The following is a 22,884-nucleotide window of genomic DNA, read 5'->3' as shown; positions in this document are numbered from 1 at the left end:
CCTTTCGATTAGGGCCGCAGCGCTTTTTTGGCGATTTCGGCGATTCGGGGTTTTCCTTCGAAGGATAGCGCTTTTTGAGGTGCGCATGGCGTACGTCGCTAGCTGATATTCTAATGAACCGGACCATGATCCGGCTCATTGAAACGTTGCGCTTCACGTAACTGGAATACATGCCGTTATTTTATCGACTATTCGTCTCTTCGGATCGTTTAACTGGAAAACAGAGTCTGTCGATTAACTGGTGAGTAAAGGAGTGGAAAGTGAAAAGGATACCTTCTGGCGAGTTTTGGATTTAAATTCCAACCGCTAAATCTTTGATAAATCAAGGAGTTTAAAACAAGCTGTCTGAGTAAAAGAAGGTATCTTTTCACTTGGAACGGCGTGCTTTCGCTTCGCTTTCAGTTAATCGACAGTCTCAAACCTGCAGTACATTTTATCGAATTTGCTTGTTGGGCCCGGTTATGACGAATTTAGATGGAGGTTTTCCAGTATGGCTCGGTATTTGCTCTTTCTTGTTGCATATACTGCATGATTTCCATTTAGCGGATCGAAGCGATACTTTACTGCATGATTTCTTAATATTTTTCCGCTCATTTGGGAATATTACTCAAATCACTGCTTGTATGATCTACCGATCCAAGGGGGACTCATGATTCCAACAGTCGAGCAATTGGAACAACAAGCGCGCGAGCTTGCTCTCACTCATATTCCCGGTCGAGCTTCATCCTTATCGGCCGCGTCGGTGTGGCGAACGTTCCGCCGGAATATGGAATCGCTCCGAAATTTCGCGGCTGCGCTCAAGCGGGTAGAACCGTCCGGTCTGCAGCCCGCCGAGCAGTGGCTGCTCGATCATGCCGATTTCATCGAAGCGGAAGCGTTAACCGTCCGAACGCTGCTTACGAAGCGGATGTCCCATGCGCTGCCCCGCCTTCTTCCGGGGACGGAACCGCGCATTATGGCGATATGCTCGGAGTATGCGGAGCGAACGGACGGCGCGATCGACGTAGAAGCATTCGTGCGATACATAAATGCCTATCAGGAAGTAGCCGTTCTCTCGATCGCCGAAGCAGGTGCGATTGCCGCGGTTTTGCGCATGTCCGTAATCGGCCGGCTGGCCGAATTAATGAAAGAAATCCGGGAACGGCGCTCGGCTTACGCCGAAGTGGACAAGCTGCTTGCGCCGTTCGAGGACGGCAAGGCGAAGCCGGACTCCGTCCGGATCAAAGAAGCGCTCGAAGCGGCCGGGCAATCGATGCCGCTGTCGGCCCCGGTTGTCGTGCATTTGGTAAGCCGGTTGAACGAATGGGCCGAGGAAGCGGGTGAAGTCCGCGATTGGCTGCTATGCAAGCTGGATAACGGTGCGGAAAGCTTGAACCGCCTGATCGTCTACGAGCATCAGCTGCAAGCGTCGTACGAATGGATGGCGGGCAACCTGATCCAGTCGCTGCGCGCGCTGTCGCGTTCCCGATGGGATTCGTTGTTCGAGCGGATGTGTGTCGTGGAGCGGACATTGCGCGAGGAGAAGGCGGGCACTTACCCTCTCATGGACCAAAAGAGCCGGGGGACGCTCAGACATCAAGTCGAAAGGTTGTCCCGGAGATACCGTATGCCGGAAAACGTCGTCGCCGAGCAAGCCGTCGAATTGGCCGGACGGGTGTCCGGCGAGAAGACCGATCTCCGGCGGGGCCACTCCGTAAATGGCGGGAACGGCATATCAGCCGGTGAGCTGCCGCCGCGACAAGCTTATGCCGCTTACTATTTGCTCGAACCGGACGGGCACCGGAAGCTGCTCGATTCGCTGCGCGAATGTGGTGATCCGAAGAGAGCGTCGGCACCGGTTCTATCGCGCGCCGAGACGAGAACGTATTTGGCCGTACTGTCGATCGTATACGCGGTGCTGCTGGCTTTGTCGCTATGGGCCGTATATGCCGCGAACGGGACCGTTCTGGGTATTGGCGCTTCTATTGCGGCTGTGGCCGTTCTGGCTATCCCCGTAAGCGAATGGGCCATTGCGGCCGTTCACGGCATGATAGGAAGGCTGTTCGCAGGCTACCCGCTTCTCCGTTACGATTATGCCGGAGGTATTCCCGAAGATGCCGCCACGATTACGGTTATTCCGGTCATCTGGTCGAATCCCCGGGAAGTCGATCGCATGGCGGACAGGCTGGAGCTTCATTATTTGGCCGCGATGGACCGGAATATCGGCTATGCCCTGCTAGGCGATTTCATCGATGCGTCCTCCGAGCACGACGAAGCGGATGAACGGATCATCGGGGCGGCCCGCGGGCGGATCGAGGAACTGAACCGTACATACGGCGATCCCGAAACCGGGAAAGGCCCGTTCTATTTGTTCCAGCGCAGCCGGAAATGGAACGAATCGGAGAAGACGTGGATGGGCTGGGAGCGCAAACGGGGGAAGCTCGTCGAGTTCGTCGAGCTGCTGCGCGGGCGGAACGATACGAGCTATTCGTGCCAAGTCGGCGATTGCGGCTCGCTTTCCCGTTTCCGGTACGTTCTTACGCTGGACGCCGATACGGAGCTGCCGATCGGCGCCGCCCAGCGGATGATCGGAACGATGCATCTTCCTTACAACCGGGCGCGCTTGAACGCCGAGTGTACGCGGGTTGTCGAAGGCTATGGGGTATTGCAGCCGCGGGTCGGCATCAGCTACGAATCGGTCGCCACCTCCAGACTGGCGAAACTGTGGTCGGGCAAACCGGGTATAGACCCGTATTCATTCGCGATATCGGATCCTTACCAGAACGCCTTCGGCCAAGGCATTTTTACGGGGAAAGGCATATTCGACATCGCCGCTTTCGCGCAGGTGCTGAACGACAGAATCCCGGATAATCGCGTGCTCAGCCACGATTTGCTGGAGGGCGGGTTTCTCCGGGGCGGACTTCTGTCCGACATCGAGGTGGTGGACGGTCATCCCGCATCGTTTCTGTCCTACCAGCGGCGCTTGCACCGCTGGGTGCGGGGCGACTGGCAATTGCTATGCTGGCTCGCTCCCCGCGTGTCCGACCGGTGCGGCGAGTCGCAGCCGGTCGACTTGTCGATGCTGACGCGCTGGCAAATCGTCGACAATTTGCGGCGAAGCCTCGTCCAGCCGGCGATTTTCCTGCTGCTCTCGGCAAGCCTGCTCTTCTCCGGAGGCGCCGGCATCGCGCTTATGGCTGCCGGCTTGCTCGTACTCGGCTTGACGGTGATCCGCTCCTTGTGCGCCCCGGTCCGTCTCGTCCGCAACCCGGGAGCGCTTCTGACGGCTCTCGGCCAGGCGCTCGTCCAGTTTGTCGCGTTGCCTTATCAGACGGTCGTGATGGCCGATGCGATCATCCGCACGTTGTTCAGGCTGTCCGTAAGCAAGCGGAAGCTGCTGGAATGGACCAGCTCGGCCGAGGTGGACCGTCGCAGCAAAAGTGCGTCGCAGTCGGCCATGATGGGCGAATGGGCCGGCCGTCTGCTGACGGTTATGTTCGCGGTCGCCGCCGTCTACGCCTATCCAATCTGGCTGCGCGCCGTCGGCTTGACGATTGCCGGTGCATGGCTGCTTGCGCCGTTGGCGGTTCGCTGGCTTAACGGCGAGCCCGCCGTCAGGCCCGCCGGGCTCGCGGAGCCGGAGCGGGATAAGCTTCACCGGCTCGCCTCGCAAATTTGGGCATATTATGAAGATTTCGCCGGCGAAGAAGACAACTGGCTGCCGCCGGACAACGTACAAATGGAGCCGCCGGTCGGCGTCGCCCACCGGACGTCCCCGACGAATATCGGCCTGATGCTCGCCTGTACGGTCGCCGCCCGCGATTTCGGATTTATCGATACGCGCGGGATGCTGGAGCGAATCGGACGGACGATCGGCACGATCGAGAAGATGGAGAAATGGTCCGGACATTTGTACAACTGGTACGATACGCGGACGCTCGAAGCTTTGCCTCCGGCTTACGTATCGACGGTCGACTCGGGCAACTTTATCGCCTATTTGGTCGTGGTGAAGCAGGGTTTGCTGGAATGGGCCCGGAACGATGAACATGACGGGGAAGATTCGGTCCGGCAGCAGGCAGGGGCCGAGGCCGAGGCATTAGCCGACCGCATCGAATCGATCGTGAAGGGAACCGACTTTCGTCCGCTGTATGACGAGGGGGCGGAGCTGTTCAGCCTCGGTTATCATGCCGGCCTGGACCGCAGGGAGGCGATTTTGTACGACCTGCTGGCTTCCGAGGCCAGGCAGGCAAGCTTTCTCGCGATTGCGTTCGGCCAAGTGCCCGTATCGCATTGGTTCAAGCTCGGCAGGGCGATGGTCCGGTCGGTCCGTCAGCCGACGCTGTTGTCCTGGTCGGGTACGATGTTCGAATATTTAATGCCGTCTCTGCTCATGAGGACGTACCGGAACACGGTGTGGGATGCGACTTACCGGGGAGTGGTCGGCAGGCAGATCGAATACGGCCGGCAAAGGGGCGTGCCGTTCGGCATTTCCGAATCCGGCTATTACGCTTTCGATTATCAGATGAACTACCAATACCGTGCATTCGGCGTTCCCGGTCTCGGATTCCAACGCGGACTCGAGAACGATCTCGTTCTCGCCCCCTACGCCGCCATTATGGCGCTGCCGTTCCGGCTGCGGGATTCGCTCGATTCGCTGAACCGGATGGAGGGGATGGACGCGGTAGGGAAATACGGGTTCTACGAGGCGATCGACTGCACCGCCGGCAGAATGCCCGCCGACCGAAGCCATGTCGTCATCCGAAGCTTCATGGCGCACCATCTGGGGATGAGCTTGCTTACGATCGGCAATATGCTGTTGTCCCGCACGATGATCGACCGGTTCCATGCGGACAAACGGGTGCAGGCCGCCGAGCTGCTGCTGCAGGAGAGAATTCCCGAACGGCCGGCGATCGTCAAAGACACCGCGGCGCCCGCGATGGAGCGGACACGGGAGCCGCTTCTCGGGACCCGCATACCGCTGCGAGAGTTTACGAAGCCGTCGGAAGTTCCCGAGGTGTGCGTACTGTCCAACGGTTCTTATACGGCGGTCGTGTCCGATAACGGCGGAGGCTTCAGCCGGTGCGAAGGACTGGCGGTGTCGCGCTGGCACGAGGATCCGGTCGCGGAGCCGCCGGGAAGCTGCATGTACATCCGGGACGTTGCGACGGACGCCGTATGGTCGCCCGCCTTTGAACCGTGCCGCTCCGAGGCGGAAGAGCAACGAGTCCAGTTCGCTTTGGACAAAGCGTCTTTCAAGCGGAAAGGCGGGGAAATCGATACGGAGCTGGAAATATGCGTGCCTCCCGACCGGAACGCGGAGCTGCGCCGTCTCGTTCTCACGAATACGGGCCGGGATACGCGGGTAATCGAGGTGACTTCCTATATGGAAATCGCCCTCGCCCATCCGGCCGCGGACGAATCGCATCCCGCATTCAGCAAGCTGTTCGTCCAAACCGAATATGACGAGCCAAAAGAGTGCCTGCTCGCTTACCGGCGCCCCCGGGATGCGAAGGAGCGGACGAAATGGGCGGTGCACAGCTTGGCGGTCGGCTGCCACACGCTCGGGCCGGCCGAATATGAATCCGACCGCGCTTGCTTTATCGGCCGGGGGCATACGATTGCGAGCCCGGCCGGTCTCGAATGCCGGCTTTCCGGTACGGTAGGCGCCGTGCTTGACCCCGCATTCGTCATGCGTCGGCGCATCTCGATCGGTCCCGGCGAGACGGTGAAGCTGTTCGCGGTGACCGGAGCAGCCGACAGCCGGGAGGAGGCGCTGGAGACGGTCGCCGCCTTATGCGGCGAGCAGCAGGCGGAGCGCGCCTTTCAGCTGGCTTGGACGCACAGCCGAATCGACCTGCGGCATCAGCACATCAGCGCGATGGAGGCGGCGGAATTTCACCGGATGGCGAGCCGGCTGCTGTACCAAACCCCGCTGCGCAAAGAACGGCGGCAGAGCATAATGTCGAATCGGGCCGGCCAATCCGGTCTATGGCCGATGGGCATATCGGGCGATTTGCCGATCGCACTCGTCAAAATACAAGACAAAAGCCAGATGCCGTTTGCGCTGAAGGTGATGACGGGTCATTCGTATTTGCGCAAAAAAGGGATGCCGTTCGATCTTGTTTATTTGGTCGAAACGGCCGGGGGTTACTACCAGGAAGTACAGGACGCGCTGCGGCGTGCCGCCGAGCACGCCATGGAGGGAGCAGCCGCGCCCGGCGGCATCTACCCGATTATGGCGGAGCGGCTGTCGCCGGAGCAGGCGGATTTGCTCGCCGCGGTCGCCCGATTGACGCTTCGTGCGGACGGGCCCAGCTTGAAGGCGCAGCTGGCGGTTCGACCGCTGCGCCGGAAACGGGCCGGCTCGCGGGAGGAGGCGAACGTGCCGGAGGAGCTTCCGACTATCGAGGGGCTTCCGCCGGAGTACAGGCTGCGTCCCGAGCCGGCTGCGGAAGAAGCCCGTTCCGACTACGGCGATGCGGCGGACGACGATTCCGGTTTCTTTACCGCACCGGAATCGCTCGCCCTGTATAACGGCTGGGGAGGCTTCGCCCAGGACGGGCGCGAATACCGGATCGCGATGCGCGGGGGCAAATATTTGCCCGCCCCATGGAGCAACGTGATGGCCAATCCGCATTTCGGAACGCTCGTCACCGAGCTGGGAACGGGCTACACTTGGTGGCGCAACAGCCGCGAGTTCAAGCTGACGCCGTGGTCGAACGACCCGGTGCTTGATACGCCCGGAGAAGCGTGCTATATCCGCGACGAGGCGACCGGCGACATCTGGTCGGGAGCGCCCGCTCCGGAGCTTGGCAAAGGGGCGTACGAGACGGCGCACGGCTTCGGGTATTCGCGTTTTACGCGGCGGTCAAAAGGAATCGGGCAAAGCATGACCGTATTCGTAGACCCAAAAGAGCCGGTGAAGTTCGTCGTTCTGGAGCTCGAGAACTTGGGCGGCTCGCCGCGCAGCCTGTCTGTCGCCTATTACTGCAATTGGGTGCTGGGGGTAAGGCGGCAGGCGAACGCGCCGTACATCGTTTCCGAGTGGGATGCCGCCACAAGCTCGCTGATCTCCCGCAATGCCTATCAAGAAACGTTCCGGGAATCGGTGGCTTTCCTTCATATGCATGCGGGAGAAACGGAGGAGACTACCTTTACCGCAGACCGCGCCGAGTTTATCGGACGCGGAGGCTCGCTGGCGGCGCCCGCCGGGATGCTTCGTCCGAAGCTGTCCAATGCGGAAGGCGCGTTCGCCGACAGCTGCGGCGCGATTCGGCTGAAGCTGCAGCTGCCTCCGCGATCCGTGCGCAAGATATACGTACTTGTCGGCGCGAACGAGTCCAAGGAAGCGGCGCTCGAGTTGGTGCGCCGCTATCATTCCGGGGAAAGCTGCGACAGGGCGCTCACGGAAGCGACGGATTTTTGGAGCGGGACGCTCGGACAGATCGAAGTCGCAACACCGAATCGCGAGCTGAATCTGATGCTGAACGGCTGGCTGCTCTATCAGGCGCTGTCGTGCCGGATGTGGGCGCGCACCGCCTTTTACCAAGCCGGGGGTGCATACGGCTTCCGCGATCAGCTGCAGGATTCGCTGTCCATGCTGCACACGGCGCCGGAATTGACGAGGCGGCAAATTTTGCTGCACGCGGCACATCAGTATAAAGAAGGCGACGTTCAGCATTGGTGGCACGAAGAGACGGGGCGGGGCATCCGTACGCGTTATTCGGACGACCTGCTCTGGCTCCCTTATGCCGTGTCGCGCTATATCGTCCATACCGGCGATTCGACTATTTTGAACGAGATCGCACCTTTCTTGACGAGTGAAGAACTGAACGACGATGAGCACGAGCGGTATGAGCCTACCGTCATCTCGACCGAATCGGCTTCGGTATACGAGCATTGCATCCGGGCCATCGAGCGGGCTTCCCGGTATGGCGAGCACGGCATCCCGCTAATGGGAATAGGCGACTGGAACGACGGGATGAACTCGCTCGGCGACGAGGGCAAAGGCGAGAGCGTCTGGTTAGGTTGGTTTTTATGCGAAGTGCTGCTGAATTTCGCCGTCACGTGCGAACGGAAAGGCGATCCGGAACGGGCGGCTCTGTACCGTTCCCGCATGGAGACGATCGCGGAGGCAGTGAACAAGCACGCTTGGGACGGCGAATGGTACCGCCGCGCTTTTACGGACGAAGGAAAGTGGATCGGCACGGTGAAGGGCGACGAATGCCGAATCGACGCGATCGCCCAGTCCTGGTCGGTTATTTCCGGGGGGGCTCCCCGGGAGCGGGCTCGGCAAGCGATGCAATCGTTCGACCGCGAGCTGGTCGACCGGGCACTCTCGGTCGCGCGGCTGCTCACTCCGCCGTTTGACCGGACGGAGCCGAACCCGGGATATATACAAGGCTACCCGCCGGGAATACGCGAGAACGGCGCCCAATATACGCATGGCGTCATATGGAGCATTATCGCCTGGTGCCTGCTGGGCGAAGGGGATAAAGCTTTGGAGCTGTTTCATATGCTGAATCCGGTCACGCATGCGCAAAGTCCGGCGGACGTACGCAAATACGCCGGGGAGCCTTATGTGATGGCAGCCGACGTGTATACAAGAGACCCGGTAAAGGGCCGCGCCGGATGGACATGGTACACGGGAGCGTCAGGCTGGATGTACCAGGCGGGGATCGAATGGATTCTCGGATTGCGCCGGGAAGCGGACAAGCTGTATGTGCGTCCGAGCGTTCCCGCCGATTGGCCCTCTTACTCGGTTCGGTACCGTTATGGCGGTTCGGTGTACCGGATTGCCGTACATACCGGTAAAGGCAAAGCCGCCGAGGGGAGCGACGGTACGGCCGGACCCGTGACGGTCGACGGCAAGCCGGTCTGGCAAGAGGATACCGGCGGCGTCTATGTTCCGCTCGTCGACGACGGGCAGGAGCACGATGTGGTCATAGGCGTTCCGCCCGTCGTCTCGGGGATGCAGGGCGTGAGGCCGTAGCAAAAAAGATGCTTATGTCCAAGTTGACATGCGGAATAACTGTAAATTCCGGTAAATTTTCATGGTGGAAGCCTCCTAAACCGCGGGTAAGCGGGATAGGGGGCTTTTTCTTTCGTACCTCCTATTTATGCGGAAAATTAGTTGCCGGGAAAGTTACTCATCACCACGTACGCCACAACCCTGCCTTACTCGCCCCTTTACTCGATCCCGACGAAACTAGTAATTCAAGGGAAACCGCTGGCGGAGCGCCTTCCGCCGCCAAATTTGCTATAATAGATCTACCGAATTAGACAGGAGTCGACAATGGGGATCAAGGAGCAATTACTGGCCTACTTGCAAACGTACAACAAAACGATGCTGTGGCTGGAACAACTGGAGCGATTGTTCGAACGTTCGTCCGTGCAGTACCGGGAATTTGCCGAAGCGGTAGCCGAGCTGGAGGCGGACGGATTGCTCCAGGCCGTCCGGTCGTCGGGCCGTAACGCCAAACAGCCGTCGCTCGCTTACCGGTACCGGGTCCATGCTTCGGCGCTTCGCCGCGACCATCGCGACCGCTTGCAGCAGCTGCGCCTGACGCTGCATCCGGCGATCGGCCTCGATGCGTATTTCGCGCTGGGCGAAGCCGCCTTCGAGGCGGACCTGCCCTGGATCGAGCGCATCGACCGCCGCATCAAGTCGCACGGGCTGCCCGCGGAGCCCGCTCCGGCGCCTGAGCGGAGCTTCGAGCTGGCCGGGGACGAGAAGTGGCTGACGGAAGGAAGCGGCAAGGCGCTGCTCGAGCGGATCGGACTGTGGGACAAGCTGCTCGTCCTGCCCGCACCTGACCCGTTGATGATGGCGATCAATCCGGGGCTGCCGGCCGGGAGCACCGTCCCGTACATCGAGCAGCCTTGCCTCCATCTGATCGTGGAAAACAAGACGACCTTTCACGCCCTGCTGCCCGTTTTGGACGAGAGCCCGTTCCATACGCTCATTTACGGCTGCGGCAACAAAATCGTCGGCAATATCGACATGTTCGGCCTTCAATATCCGGTGAAGGAGAGAACGCACGTCTTCTATTACTTCGGCGATATCGACCATACCGGCATTCAAATATGGCATGAAGTCGCGGCGAAATGCGGCGCCATACCCGCGCTGCCCTTCTACCGAAGCTGTCTCGGGAAGCCGTGGGCGGCAGGAAAGACGAACCAGAGAAAGAACGATAACGCGGTGCGGTCGTTTTTAGCCTTTTTTCCGGATGGGGAACGGGAACGGCTCGATGCCTGCTTGCGGGAGGGCGGCTATTATCCGCAGGAAACGTTATCGACGCAAGAGCTTAGAAGCATCTGGAGGAACGGCATATGGAAAGCATGGAAGCCTTTGAACTAAAGCACGTGTTGTCCGGGTTTCAGGAACGCATGGCGAAGATCGCCCTGTTCGACCCGCTGTTCGAGCTGCAGCGCAAAAAACAGACGGACCGAAGCGGCGCCGAGATCGATATGATGGAGCTCGGTCTGCTGACGCTGCTGTTTTTTTTCGAGCAGAAGCTGATGCGCAATACGAAGGCCGGGGTGAAGCAGCTGGCGCGGTTTCTCCACCAAACGGTCGAGGGCCGGCTGGCGCTCGGGCCGGAGGAGGCGGAGGAGCTGGCCCGGAGCATCGTGCAGACGTTCCGACCGGCATCGGGAAAAAAGCGGTCGTTCGCGTTCTATAACTGGGAGACGGGAAGGGAAGAGACGGTATATACGTCCATTCTGAAAGCAAGCTCGTTCGACGCGAAGGAAAACGCGCAATATTATGCGCTGGACGAGGACGGGCTCGAGCTCGTATTCGCCACGAAGGAATTTTACATGGAATTCCAACTGTCGATCCATCAGCTCCTGCTGCGCAAGCAGCTCGAGAAAGGGGAGTTCCAGGGCGCGCTTCGCCAAATCAACGAAATGCGGGTCGACGTGGAGGCGCTGCAGGAGCGCATGCTCAAGCTGGAGCACGAGATCAAGCGCAGCATCGTGTCCGAGGAGACGCTGAAGCGGTACGGCTCCCTGCTGGACGATATATACGTCCGCCTGCATCGGGAGAACGACGAGTTCGAGGAGCTGAGGCAGTTCGTGAAGGAGACGCGGGAACGGCTGCTCGCGGACTCGCTCAAGCCGACGCCCCATAACGCCTACGAGTACATATTGCGTATCGCCAATGAGCTCGAGAAGGTGCACGGAGAGCATACGGCTTTGCTGCAGCGGAGCATGGAGCTGAAAAACCAGGCGCTGCACGCGGCCAAAGAATCGCTGTACTATACCGGGATGGCCTCGTTCAACTTCGAGCAGGATATCGCGAGCCTCGTGATCGGCTCCCCGCTGCCGCTGGAGGCGATGAAAGGCGTGCTTGCGCCTTTTATAGGGCTCGAACGTACCCGGACTTGGTCTCCGCTGACCGTGTTTGCGGAGCAAAACATATCCCGCGACGGCGAAGGAGAAGAGCGGGAGGAAGCGTTCCCCGAGCTGACCGGCGATGATGAGAGAGACGGGTTCGTACGGAGCAGAGGGAAGCTGTTTCTCGCGCTGATGACCGATTTGCTGGAACGGCTCGAACGGGCCGAGTCGGTGGAGCTGACGGAAGTGGTGGAAGCGTATGGCGGCGAAGCGACCGCGCAGCTGCTGGACAGCCGCCCGTTCTACGATTTCTGGCTCATCCTGCACCAGCGCAGCCCGATCGGGTCGGCTATGACGGAGCGCGAGGAGGATGCCGGTCCGTCCGGCATGGAAGAAGCGCTTCGGCTGCTCGGGAGCCGGAGCTTGATCGTGGAGGAGAAGCCGGACGTGATTCGGGTAAGCGACCGGTTCCACATTCAGAATATGAGCGTCACATGGGGAGGGACGGGCAGTGGCTTACGATAACGAGGTCGTCATACGGGCGTTCCGGCTGTATGCGGAATTGTCGCTCGCGGGCGTCGCGGAGAAAGACCGGCTGCAGGAATATATGGCCGACGATGAGGTGCGCGGCCTTGTCGACCAGTTTGCTCGGGAAGTCGACTGCGTGACGCTTTCGGCCGGGGATCAGCTGTATATGATACCGCTCGTCAGGCTGTCGCCGTTTCACGTATCGAACGATTACTTGAAAAAGACGTATTTGCGCGCGCAGGCGGTCAATGCCGATCTGTACTTGCTGTATTTGACCGTCATCACGTTCGTGGGGGCGTTCTACGACAGCTACCAGAGCATGGAGCCGACGCGCAATTTCATTCCGCTGGACGAATGGACCGCGCTTGTCCACGAGCGGATCGAGACGCTGAAGGAGCATGACCCGGAGGAGCTGAAGGCGTACGAGCGCGAGTTTTCGTACAACTGGTCGGCGATTATCGAGAAATGGGACTCGATGGACGATATCAAGGAGACGGCGAAACGGCAAACGGGCAATACGATCAGCCGGCTCAGCTTCATGGATACGGCACGCCGGTTTCTGCTCGACATGCAGCTGGCCGAGGAGGTTGGCGCGGGGGAGCTGACGCTGACCGATAAAGCGAGAATCGTCGTGCAGCGCTACTATATGGAGCTGGAGTACAACCGGGGCATTTTGCAGTTTCTGTACAAGTTCGGCGACGAGAAGAAGGCGATCCGCGAGCGGAAGGAGGAAGAGGAAGCGTATGCCGGCGATAAGTAAAATCCGTTTCACTCACGTGCTGTACGAAGGCGGCAACAAGCGGTATAACGACGAAACGTTCTGGTTCGACGGCCATAACGGAGCGATCCTGCTCGAGAACGGCGGCGGCAAAACGGTTTTTATCCAGACCGCGATTCAGGCGGTGCTGCCCCATGCGGATTTGGCGGGGCGCAAGCTGAAAGATACGCTGCTCTTGGAAAACGGACCCGCGCACATCGCCGTGGAATGGATTCTGAACGACAAGCCGCGCCGCCGGTACGCGGTAACGTGCGTCAGCTTGTTCCAGAGCGGACACGGCGTCGATTCGTACAGGTACGCCTACGAGTACGGGGAGCGCGACGACCATGGCCTCGACCATATTCCGTTCGTCAAACCGTTCATGGGCAAAAACCGTCCGGCCGACAAAGGCGAAATTCAGGAGTACTACGCCTCCATGGCAGGCCGCTATCCGTTGAATGCGCGGCTGTTCGCCACGATCAAGGAGTACAAAACCCATCTGGAGGAGCAGTTTCAGATCATCCCTTCGGAATGGGAGGCGATCGTGAAAATCAACGACACGGAGGGCGGCATCGAGAAATTTTTCGACGATTGCAAAACGACGTCGCAGCTGCTCGACAGGCTGCTCATCCCGACCGTCGAGCAGGCGATGGAGGGCTACGAGGAGGGCTCGTTCGCCAAGCTGTTCGAGACGCACCGCGAAGGGTTCAAAAAATATAAAGAGCTGAAGGAGCAAATCGGCGAAAACCGGACCATTTTGCAAGAAATGGACAAGCTGGTGCGGCTGTATGAACGGCTGTACGAAGCGGAGCAGCGGTACGACGGGCTTCGCCGGGAAGCGAAGTCGTACTGGCGGCTCTCGATCGACCAGCAGTTGAAGGAAGAGGAAGAGAGAGGCCGTGTCGCCGTACGGCTCCGGGATTGGACGGATAGAAGTGCCAAACTCGGCTGGAAGCGGACATCGCTGCAAATCGCCAAGCAGGAGCAGGCCAAGGCCGCTCTGGAAATCAAGCTGCAGACGGTTCAGGAAGAGCGCGACAGGGCGGAAGGGCAGCTCAAACGGGCGGAGAAGCAATATTACTCCTTGCAGTTCGCCGAGTACAGAGAGAAGCTTGCGGCGGCGAAAGGCAGGATGAACGTGCTGGCGCAAAGCTTGGAGCGGCTCGAGCGCTCCGAGGAGGAGCATGTGCTGCAGGAGCGGTGGGAGCGCAACGCCGGCCAGCTGCGCAGCGTATTCGAACGCCAGGAGCGGGAAGACGAGCGGCGTCAGCGTCAGCTCGCGCAAGAGCTCGGGCAGATCGAGGAGCAGGCGCAGTCGGCGGAAGCGGAAAACCGCGGCTTGATTCAGGAGCAGCACGAATGGTCCAAGTCGCTGCATACGAAAGAAGCGGAGAAGAAGACGAAGCACGAGCAGCAGCAGCGGATAGCCCGCTCCATCTTGGCCAATCCGCTGATCGAGAAAGTGGAGGACCAGTTCACGGTATGGGCGCAGGAGCAGCAAAGTCTCGAAGACGGACGGGTGGACTGGAAGAACCGGTTGAAGCGGCTTGAGGAAGAGCGGGAGAGCAAGCAGGAGCGCCGCAAGCAGGCGGAGGAGGAACGGAGCCGGGCGGAGAAGGAGCTCGCGAAGCTGGAGGAACGGGAGGCGCAGCTCGGGCGCGAGCAGCAGGAGCTGAAGCGGGAACTTGCTGCGCTACGGCCGGCGTGGGAGCGGATCTCTTCGGTATATGAGAAGCAGTCGTCGCTTGCGGAGCAGCTCGGCGAAGGCGTCGAGCTGAGGCTTGCGCACAAGCAGAAGCTGCTCGACCGGGAGCGGCTCGCTTACCGGTTCGTGGATGATCACGGCGCCCAGCCGATCTTCTATGCCGATCCGATGGTCGAGAGGATGGCGCGCCAATGGGAACGGCAGTTCTCGCTGCTTCAGCTAGGAACGGAGTATATTGCCGCCCTGGCGGGTGAAGCGGCGAAACTCGGGGGAACCGACCGGTTGTGGGCGGTGACGTTGGTTACGACGGAGCAGGAGAAGCCGGTTTTGCTCGGCAAGCTGCGGACGGCGGGCAAAGAGTTCGCGTTTCCGATCCGCGTGCTAGACGTTCGGGAAGCGGCCGACGCCGTGAAGGGACGGACGCTCGCCGAGGAGGAAGGGGCCGCGGACGGGCATTGGGTCGTACCGGAGCACTGGTCGGCGAGCGAAGAAGCCGGCGCTTTCGAGCGGTGGAAGAAGGAGATGCTGGAGAAGGCGGAGGCGGTCAAGCTCGAGCGCGAGGGCAAGGAGCGCGAGCTTGCGGAGTGGCGGGCGGCGCAGCGCAGGCTGGAAACGTTCATGCGGGACTATCCGCTGTCGGTCGTCCAGTCGATCGAGACGAATCTGAAAGCAAACCGCGAGCTGCTGCTCGCTCTCGTCGACGAGCAGAAACGGCTGGAGCAGGAGCTGAACGCCAACCGGCAGGAAGCGGACAAGCTCCGGATCTATTTGGAGGAAGCGGGGGAGCGCATTGTCCAGCTCGGCATCTGGCTGCGCGACGCCCAAGATTATATGGAGCTCGGGCGGGACATCGGCAAGCTGGAGCAGGAGCTTATGCCGGTACGGGAGCAGCTCGACAGCTTGCAGAAGAGGCAGCAGCGCCGCCAGGAGCATGTAAAGCTGTTGACGGCCGAATTGCAGGACGTACGTCAGGCGCTGCAGGACGTTCGCGTCTCGATGCAGGTGCTGAAGCAGGACGAGCTGTACCGGGAAGTGCAATCGTTCGCCTTCGTCGAGCCGGAGGCCGCCATGGCGGAGCTGAAGGAAGAGCGGAAGTCGCTTGCGCTTGAGCGCCACCGGATCGGCAAGGAACGGTCCGCGCTCGAGTCGGAATGGAGAAGCGAGCAAGAGCGGGCGAACGACTGCGTCCGCGAGATGGAGAAGCTGCGGATGGAACGTCCCGATACCGACGAGGACGCCCCGCTGCCGCCCGATCCCGAGCGCAAGCGCGAATGGTGGGGGAAAATCCGCCGGTTCCGCGAAGAGGCGAATGAGGTCGCGGAGACGTTTGCCCGCGAAGAGAAGGCGCTGAGAGAAGCCGAGGGCATGCTGCTCCTATTGGGCAGACAATACGAGGAGCAGTATCCGGACGAGCCTCGGGCGAGGTTCGAGGAGCCGCTGCAGGAAGCGGATCGCGCGCTGGAGCGGGAACAATCGGAGCTTCGGCGGGAGCAGGAGGAGCTGCACCAGCGGCAGCAGCAGATCGAGCGGCAATTGCGCGAGCTCGATTCCGTGCTCCAGACTTGGAACAAATATACGCTGACTTACCAGCTCGAAGATCCTCGCATCGAACCAACCGTTCTGTCCGCGGACGAGCAAAGCCAATATGCCTACAAGCGCACGGCGCAGACCGAGGCGGCCGTCGGCGCGCTGCGCGTCCAGCACGAGCGGCTCGAGAAGGAGAAGCAGACCGTATGGCAGGGCAAGCAGCGTCTGAAGGAGTTTTGCCTGCAGCACGTTCAGGATATGAAGCTCCGCCAAATGTTCGTTCAAGGGGTCGAAGCCAAAGAAAGCTACGGGGACATTCTCGAATTCCAGCAGACGATGGAGAACCGGATTCAGCGGGCGATCCATATCGCCGAGCAGACGATCCAGACGCACGATCAGGACCTGCAGCATTACATCCAGCATATTCATACCCACCTGAAGCAAATCGTCCAAGAGCTGAAGGAACTGCCTAAGAAGACGAGGGTCCGGACGGAAGACGGCTGGAAAGACATGTACGCGTTCACGATCCCGGAATGGGACGAGCAGACCGGCAAGGAGCGGATTCGCCAGCATATCGAATGGATATTGCGCAGGCTGGAGCACGAGAAGTATACGGGCGAGCAAGGCCAGGAGCAGCAGACGGCGATGCGCAAAGATTTGGAGAAATGGCTCGACTCGCGCCAGCTGATGCAGGTGGTCATGCAGAACGAGAGCGTCGGCATCACGTGCCGCAAAGTATCGAACGATCACCAGGTGACGAAGGCGGCTTATTCGTGGGAGCAGTCCAACCGCTGGTCGGGCGGGGAGAAATGGAGCAAGAACATGACGCTGTTCCTCGGGCTGCTCAACTATGTGGCCGAGCGCAAGCAGTACATCCAAGGCACGATGAAGCGTCACCGGACCGTCATTCTCGACAACCCGTTCGGCAAAGCTTCGAGCGAGCACGTGCTGAGCCCGGTATTTTTCATCGCGGACCAGCTCGGCTTCCAAATCATTGCGCTTACCGCCCATGCCGAAGGGAAGTTTCTGCAGGATTACTTCCCGGTCGTCTACAGCTGCCGGCTGCGTCAAGCCGCCGATTCGGGCAAGCAGATCATGGAAGCGACACAGCGCGTCCAGCACGCCTATTTCCGCGACAATGCTCCGGAGACGCTCGAGCGGCTCGGAGCGCGCGTAAGTCAAATCCAATTGTTTTGATACGATCCGGGGGCCGGCCTTTTCGGACAACAGCTTTTGGTGTACGATGAAGGTAAGAGCAGCGAAACAACTCGAAAGGCGGTGCCTTGTGCCGACGAACGAAAAAGGATTTACGCTATTGGAGGTTCTCGCCGCCGTTGTCATATTGGGCATCGTCATTATCGGATTCGTGAATCTGACCAACTTTAACCTCATTTCGGACAGAAACAGCGGCCGCTATGACGCTGCCTTGAAAATAGCCGAAGAAAAGCTGAACGAAGCCCGGAGCCAGATCAAGACCGGAAATGCCTACACGGCGGCACCGGCAGTCCCGGCTCCCTACACGGCATTTATTCAGGATCAGCCTTACACGGCGGCCGCTGTTACATACAACAACTCACAGTTCGGCAACAGCATGGCTTCCTTGCAAACGGTCGTCTATATGAACGGCGCGCCCCGGCTGTTGACTGTCACAATTTCTTGGAGCGGGTGAGCGGATGAACAATGAGAAAGGATTGACCTTAATCGAGCTATTGGCCGCAGTCGCCGTGTCGGGAATCCTTCTATCCGTCGTCTTCCTGCTTATACACAGCGAGCAGAAGCAGTTTACTTCCCGGATCGCGAGCCACAACGACAGGAATGCGATCAATCGAACGATGAACCTGATTACGGCCGATTTATCCAACTCCTCCAAAATATTCGTGACGGGCAATGAGCTTCGATATAAAGCGGGACCGAAGCTGAAGTCGTTGTATTATACCGACGGACAGCTAATCTCATACGATTTCAGCAACGATGCGAATGCGGCCAATGACGATGCGGATTTTGCGAATGCATCGATCAGCGTGACGGGCAGTCCGCAAAAGTATACCGCTTCCGCCATCATTGCGCAAAACCTGAATCAAGCGCCCAGCTATCGATATAACAACAATCCGATCGCTTCGATATTGCAAAACGGCGAATTGATCCAGATTACGATCGCCTTTGGCGGATCTCCTGCTTCCGTTCAAACGACTTCCGTCAAGCTGATTAGTAATGCCACTACGAAGTAAAGGGGCTGCCGCACCATGAAAACCTATTTGAACAATGAACGCGGAGCGGCCCTTCTCCTATACATCCTGATGGCTTCCCTGATCTTGGTCATTTTCGCGCCGGTCATGTTTATGATGAGTTCTTCCGCAACCTCGGCGAACAAAAGGGATATGCTCGATAAATCGGCTAATCTGATGGCGGTAGGGGTTCTGGAGTCGCTGGTCGCGTATTTGAATGCTTATTCTTCCGGAGACAGGCCCGGCTACTTTTTGGCTTATCCCGGCTGGGGGCAGAAGACGTTTCAATCGCCGGACGGCACAACCATCCAGGTGGAACTGCTGCAGCCGGCCGTCTCGAATAACTCCGCCATCGTGTACGCCAAGGTCAGTGCGACAAGCGGCAATATGACGCGGACCAAATCGTTGGGCTATGCCTTCAACGTCAGCAACGGGACTTCTTCTCAGACGATTGATACGACGAATGTCATTCAGGTTCCTGCCAACTCTACCAGCATTTATACGCAAGCCGGCGCCAATCAGAGCACTTTGCCCGGCGGTATGCAGGCCACGACGAACCAAACCTTGGATGCGGCTATAACCGGTGAACTCTCACAATTGTCCACTTCCGTAACCGGTCAAATCACTTCTTATCAAAATTCGGTCAACACGACTTGTACCAATTGCACAGAAGCCGCTCAAATATCGAATGCAATAGCGAACAGTACTTCCAATCCCGTCATTGTCAAGGCGACAAACGTTAATATCGGAAGCGACACGACATTCGGTTCCCCATCCAAGCCGGTCGTTCTCGTAGTAGACTCACTGGACATCGGAAGCAATCTGACCGTGTATGGCGATATCGTCCTTCTGGGCAATATGAACAGCAGCAATAACTTCAATTTAACGGCAAAGAGCGTGAACGGGCTGTACGGGAACATATTGGTGAAGGGGGCGGCGAACGTACAAAATAACGGAACCCTGAATGCGGAAAATATCTTTTATGCGGACTCGATGAATGTACAAAACAATGCGGATGTAAAAGCGAAACAGATGATTATTAAAAATAGCGTAAGCGTAAGCAACAACGCTGCCCTAATAGCCGATAATCCCGATAATGCAAATCCTACCTTGATTATTGCGGGCAGTGTGACCGCGCAAAATAATAGTTCCATCAGCTCGGAAGGGGACATTTTTGTTGCGGATACGCTTAGCGTAAACAAAGGCACGATCACGGCGTCCGGAAGCATTGCGGCGGAGGTAGCCCAGATCGGCGACTCGACCGTCAGCATAGGCGGCGGTTATACGACACTGCAAATCGTCACGACAAGCACCGGTGGAGGCGGTACGACAACGGGTTCGACTTGGGGAGGCAGTCCCTTGTAAATAAAAAATAGCCTTCTTGGCTATAGACACTACGCCGGGCAGCGGCGGCAGTGCTATACCGAGAAGGCTTGTTTGTTTCCGCAGCTATTGCCCGGCTGCGGATTTCAGCAATTCGTAATATTGCTGATCGGTTAAAATCGGCACTTTCGGAGCTTCCGGCAAGGGAACGGATAGCGGAGGCAGATCCGCCAGTTTTCCGGAATATTGCGGCGCCGCATAGATCGCAAATTCCATTTTGGCTTGAAGCAGCAGCGGCTCGTTTTCCTTTTGCAGCTTCGGAATCGGCGTCTGGAATCCGTTCAGTTCCCCGGCTGACGGAGCCATGTCCCATTTCTTCACATTGACGATTCTGTCCAATTGATACAGCCGATTGAAAAAGTCCACGATTTGCGTATAGGTGCCCTGCACGCTCATATTGCCCTTGAGCTCCTGAAGCTTGCTTGATGCCGTGGAAGACGGCGCCGGATTATTGGCCGGCGGCTGGGCGGCTGCCGTTCCGTTATTGTTCGGTACAGCGGAGGGAACTGTCATTTGCCCGATTTTGGTTTGTCCCATTACGATAGAAGTCAAATCGTCCGTCTCCCGCTTCTCTTCGCCAAACGTCAGCTTGGTCAAAGTAACGCCGGTTTTGAGCTCGATTTCCTTCATCTGAATAATAAACCGGGACAGCTCTTCTTTGGTAGGCACCTGCTTCACCAGCAGCCCGATCTCGTTCGCGGAAGCTTTGGGCGGAATGGGAGTGCGTTCGATCGAGCTGACCAGCCTGTCGAATTTGGCGTACTCCAATGAATATTCGACCTGCTTGCGAACGACGGGCAGCAAGCTGTATGAGAATAATAAAATATTGAACAGCAGGCCGCATGCCGTCACGATAAGAAGAATCGGTAACGGCTGGCGCAGACGGCTTATCCATTGCATCACGGTTTGCTTGTCCATGATGGAATCCCCTACTTCGGTTGTGATAGTTTTGTGAGCGATATCTCGATCGTAACGGAATAGGCGTACAAGGTCTGATCGCCGACCGATGCGGATTTCGATATTTTTTCTATTTTCGCGACGGATAGTTTATCGACAAGAGGGACCCGCTGCAGCAGAGTCGTATAATCGGCTATATGATCAAGCGAATCGGTTTCCATAGCGACCGTAAGCTTCTCATGATCGTCGAATCCCATTGACGTGATTCGGGATGTCTTCGGCAAGCTGCTTGCCAGCGCTTCGAATACCGGAATCCAGTATCGGCGTGAAGCTTTCAGCTTGTTGACCTCTTCGGAGAGCGCGTTGAAGTCCGCAGTCGCACTGTCCACGATTCTTAATGCCTGCAGCTGTTTTATTTGTTCTTGGATTTCGGCTGTTTTGCCGGACTTATTGTCAATATTGGCTTCGTAACGGATTACGAAAAATCCGATGAGCAGCGCGATGAGAACGGACAATGCGACAGATGCGGCCAGCAGCGGAACGAACGCTCTCTCCGCAAACGGCTTTCGGGGGAGAAGGTTAATGGTTTTCACGATGTCAGCCCTCTTAGAGCCAAGCCGATCGGTACTGCAAAATTCGTAAAGCAGTCCTGACTGCCGCTGTGATGAACCCCCATCATATCTGCATGGAGCGGGGTTATTCGCAGAGGGAGCCGTTCTCGCAGCGAATCGATAATAGCATCCAACCGGCTCACGTCTCCCGAGATCACGACGCGCTTAAACTCCTGATTACGGTTATTTAAGGTGTACCGGTAAAAATTCATGAGCCTCTCCAATTCGTGGGTCAACTGCTGGCACGATTGATTGAAATCGTCGTCGTTATCGGGATATTCCGACGGATCGGTAGCCGAGAAATCGAGCGGCACGCTTCTCGTAATTTTAAGCTGCTTGTCATGAAAAATGCTGAGATCCGTAGCGGCGTCGTTAATGTCCACGAGCAAAATCGTTTCTCTCTCGTCGATAATAGGGAAATATTCGATGACCCGAAACAGCGATAACGCTTTGATTTCTATACTGGAAGGGCTTAAGCCCGCCGATTCGACGACGGACCTATATTCATCGACGATTTCTTTCGGTGCGGCTACAAGCATGACGTCGCATTGCAGCATTTCCTCCGTTTGCAGTGAAACGAACTCTTCGAACAAACCGGTACCGTCCGCCCCGCCGCCGTGTCGCCCCGCCGCCGCTTCCTGAAAGATCGAATCTTTCTCGTGTTCCGCTTTCGATGATTTCTTGGACGAGCGGGCTTTTTTGTCCGCCCCGGCATGATCGGAATCGGTTAATTTGCAAAAATCGTAATAAGGCTGCTCGAACGGCAGATGGATCGAATGCTTCATCTCGAATTCGACTACTTTGCGCAATTCTTTATCCGGAATGTCCGGCAGCTTCAGAAAACGCACCATGACCAACTGGCTGGGAACGATCATGTGCACCTTGCGCTTCCGGATATTCATTTTCTCCAGCATGTCCCGAAGCGTATCGGCAACGAGCGCCGTATCTTTTATTTTACCGTCGTCGATCGTTTGACGGGGCAATCGTTCGATCATACATTTATTTAAATAAGGACGTTTTTTCGAAGTCAAGGTAATTTCTACAACCTTAATGGAACAATCGGTCATTTCAATACCGATCGTGGAGGAGCCCGGATTCAGCATTTGTCGGAATTGTGTCAGTACGTTCTTCATCTGCTTCAGCCTCACCCCGCCTTTACTATTTAGGATACGAACAACCGAACATAGAAGTCAATGAGCCCTGTTCCCCATAAATAGGATAGGAGAGAGCCGAGCGCTAGAAACGGACCGAAAGGGATGGCGGTGCGTCTCTTGAATTTGCGGAATACAATCAAAATCAGGCCGTATAAGGTGCCGAGTAAAGCGGATACGAACAAAGCCAGCAGCGTAAGCGGAAGTCCGAGTATGAGCCCGATGAAGGCGAACAGCTTAATATCCCCTCCGCCCATGCCTCCTTTGCTGACAACGGCGAGAAGCAGCAGAATGCCGCCACCGACGACAAAAGCGGCCAAGTAACTCCATAGCGGCAACGGGTGGACGAATAATCGGATCAGAACGGCCGCCCCGAACCCGAAAAAAACGACCTTATCCGGAATGATCATGGCCCTCAAATCCGTCTGAACGATAACGATCAGGATGGAAGCCAGTAGCAGTCCGGCCAGCAGCTCCGGCTGGTAGCCGATCTTCCAAGCCGTAACGCCGAATGTAACAGCTGCAGCCAACTCGCCGATAGGATAAGCCGCAGAGATACGTTCTCTGCAATATCTGCATTTTCCCATCAGCAGCAAGTAGCTGAATACGGGAATGAGATCGATCGGATACAGCCTGTGCTGACAGTTGACGCAATGGGAAGGAGGATAGGAGATGGATTCGCCTTTAAGTAGGCGAATGGCTACGACATTGAGAAAGCTGCCTATGATAAGACCGAAGAATGCGGCGGTAAAGGCGGTTAGAAGCGTAAGATCCGTCATGC

The 22,884-nt window shown here is 57.8% G+C and carries 12 protein-coding genes; 8 read left to right on the top strand and 4 right to left on the bottom strand.

The annotated features are described in order from the left end of the window. The first annotated feature begins 649 nt into the window (after positions 1–649). The 8 genes from FE783_RS00190 (at position 650) to FE783_RS00155 (ending at position 19,426) form a co-directional block, all read left to right on the top strand. On the top strand, positions 650–8,971 hold the full coding sequence (locus FE783_RS00190) for a glycoside hydrolase family 94 protein (RefSeq protein ID WP_138877295.1): 8,322 nt from the start codon (positions 650–652) through the stop codon (positions 8,969–8,971). Positions 8,972–9,274: 303 nt separating this feature from the next. Further along, positions 9,275–10,339, top strand: a complete 1,065-nt coding sequence (locus FE783_RS00185) for a Wadjet anti-phage system protein JetD domain-containing protein (protein WP_138877294.1) — start codon at positions 9,275–9,277, stop codon at positions 10,337–10,339. Next, positions 10,312–11,844 (top strand): replicative DNA helicase, encoded by a 1,533-nt coding sequence (locus FE783_RS00180; protein ID WP_138877293.1) that lies wholly within the window; start codon positions 10,312–10,314, stop codon positions 11,842–11,844. Before FE783_RS00185 ends, FE783_RS00180 begins: the two co-directional genes overlap by 28 nt. Next, positions 11,831–12,607, top strand: coding sequence for a DUF6063 family protein (locus FE783_RS00175; protein WP_138877292.1), 777 nt, complete (start codon positions 11,831–11,833; stop codon positions 12,605–12,607). Before FE783_RS00180 ends, FE783_RS00175 begins: the two co-directional genes overlap by 14 nt. Continuing rightward, on the top strand, positions 12,591–17,033 hold the full coding sequence (locus FE783_RS00170) for a coiled-coil domain-containing protein (RefSeq protein WP_138877291.1): 4,443 nt from the start codon (positions 12,591–12,593) through the stop codon (positions 17,031–17,033). The genes FE783_RS00175 and FE783_RS00170 overlap by 17 nt, the downstream gene beginning before the upstream one ends. A gap of 88 nt (positions 17,034–17,121) precedes the next feature. Further along, a complete protein-coding gene (locus tag FE783_RS00165) occupies positions 17,122–17,505 on the top strand; it encodes a type IV pilus modification PilV family protein (RefSeq protein WP_158301532.1) in 384 nt (127 codons plus the stop codon). A 4-nt stretch (positions 17,506–17,509) separates the two neighbouring features. Continuing rightward, a complete protein-coding gene (locus FE783_RS00160) occupies positions 17,510–18,064 on the top strand; it encodes a PulJ/GspJ family protein (protein ID WP_138877289.1) in 555 nt (184 codons plus the stop codon). 15 nt (positions 18,065–18,079) lie between these two features. Beyond that, positions 18,080–19,426, top strand: a complete 1,347-nt coding sequence (locus FE783_RS00155; protein ID WP_138877288.1) for an autotransporter outer membrane beta-barrel domain-containing protein — start codon at positions 18,080–18,082, stop codon at positions 19,424–19,426. Between the two features lie 84 nt (positions 19,427–19,510). On the opposite strand, the gene pilO is transcribed toward FE783_RS00155, so the two are convergent. From pilO to FE783_RS00135, 4 genes are read right to left on the bottom strand one after another with little or no spacing between them, the layout of a single operon-like run. Next, positions 19,511–20,362, bottom strand: coding sequence for a type 4a pilus biogenesis protein PilO (gene pilO, locus FE783_RS00150; protein WP_138877287.1), 852 nt, complete (start codon positions 20,360–20,362; stop codon positions 19,511–19,513). An 11-nt stretch (positions 20,363–20,373) separates the two neighbouring features. Then, positions 20,374–20,934, bottom strand: a complete 561-nt coding sequence (locus FE783_RS00145; RefSeq protein WP_138877286.1) for a PilN domain-containing protein — start codon at positions 20,932–20,934, stop codon at positions 20,374–20,376. Next, positions 20,931–22,085, bottom strand: coding sequence for a type IV pilus biogenesis protein PilM (gene pilM / locus FE783_RS00140; protein WP_138877285.1), 1,155 nt, complete (start codon positions 22,083–22,085; stop codon positions 20,931–20,933). The genes FE783_RS00145 and pilM overlap by 4 nt, the downstream gene beginning before the upstream one ends. A 29-nt stretch (positions 22,086–22,114) precedes the next feature. Continuing rightward, the gene (locus FE783_RS00135; RefSeq protein ID WP_138877284.1) at positions 22,115–22,882 is read right to left on the bottom strand and encodes a prepilin peptidase; all 768 of its coding nucleotides are present in this window, start codon (positions 22,880–22,882) and stop codon (positions 22,115–22,117) included. Positions 22,883–22,884: the final 2 nt, after the last annotated feature.

The sequence above is a fragment of the Paenibacillus mesophilus genome (assembly GCF_005938385.1).
GTDB lineage: Bacteria > Bacillota > Bacilli > Paenibacillales > NBRC-103111 > Paenibacillus_AB > Paenibacillus_AB mesophilus.
The sequence above is the reverse complement of the archived record's forward strand: the minus strand, read 5'-3'. Positions and strand labels throughout refer to the sequence as shown.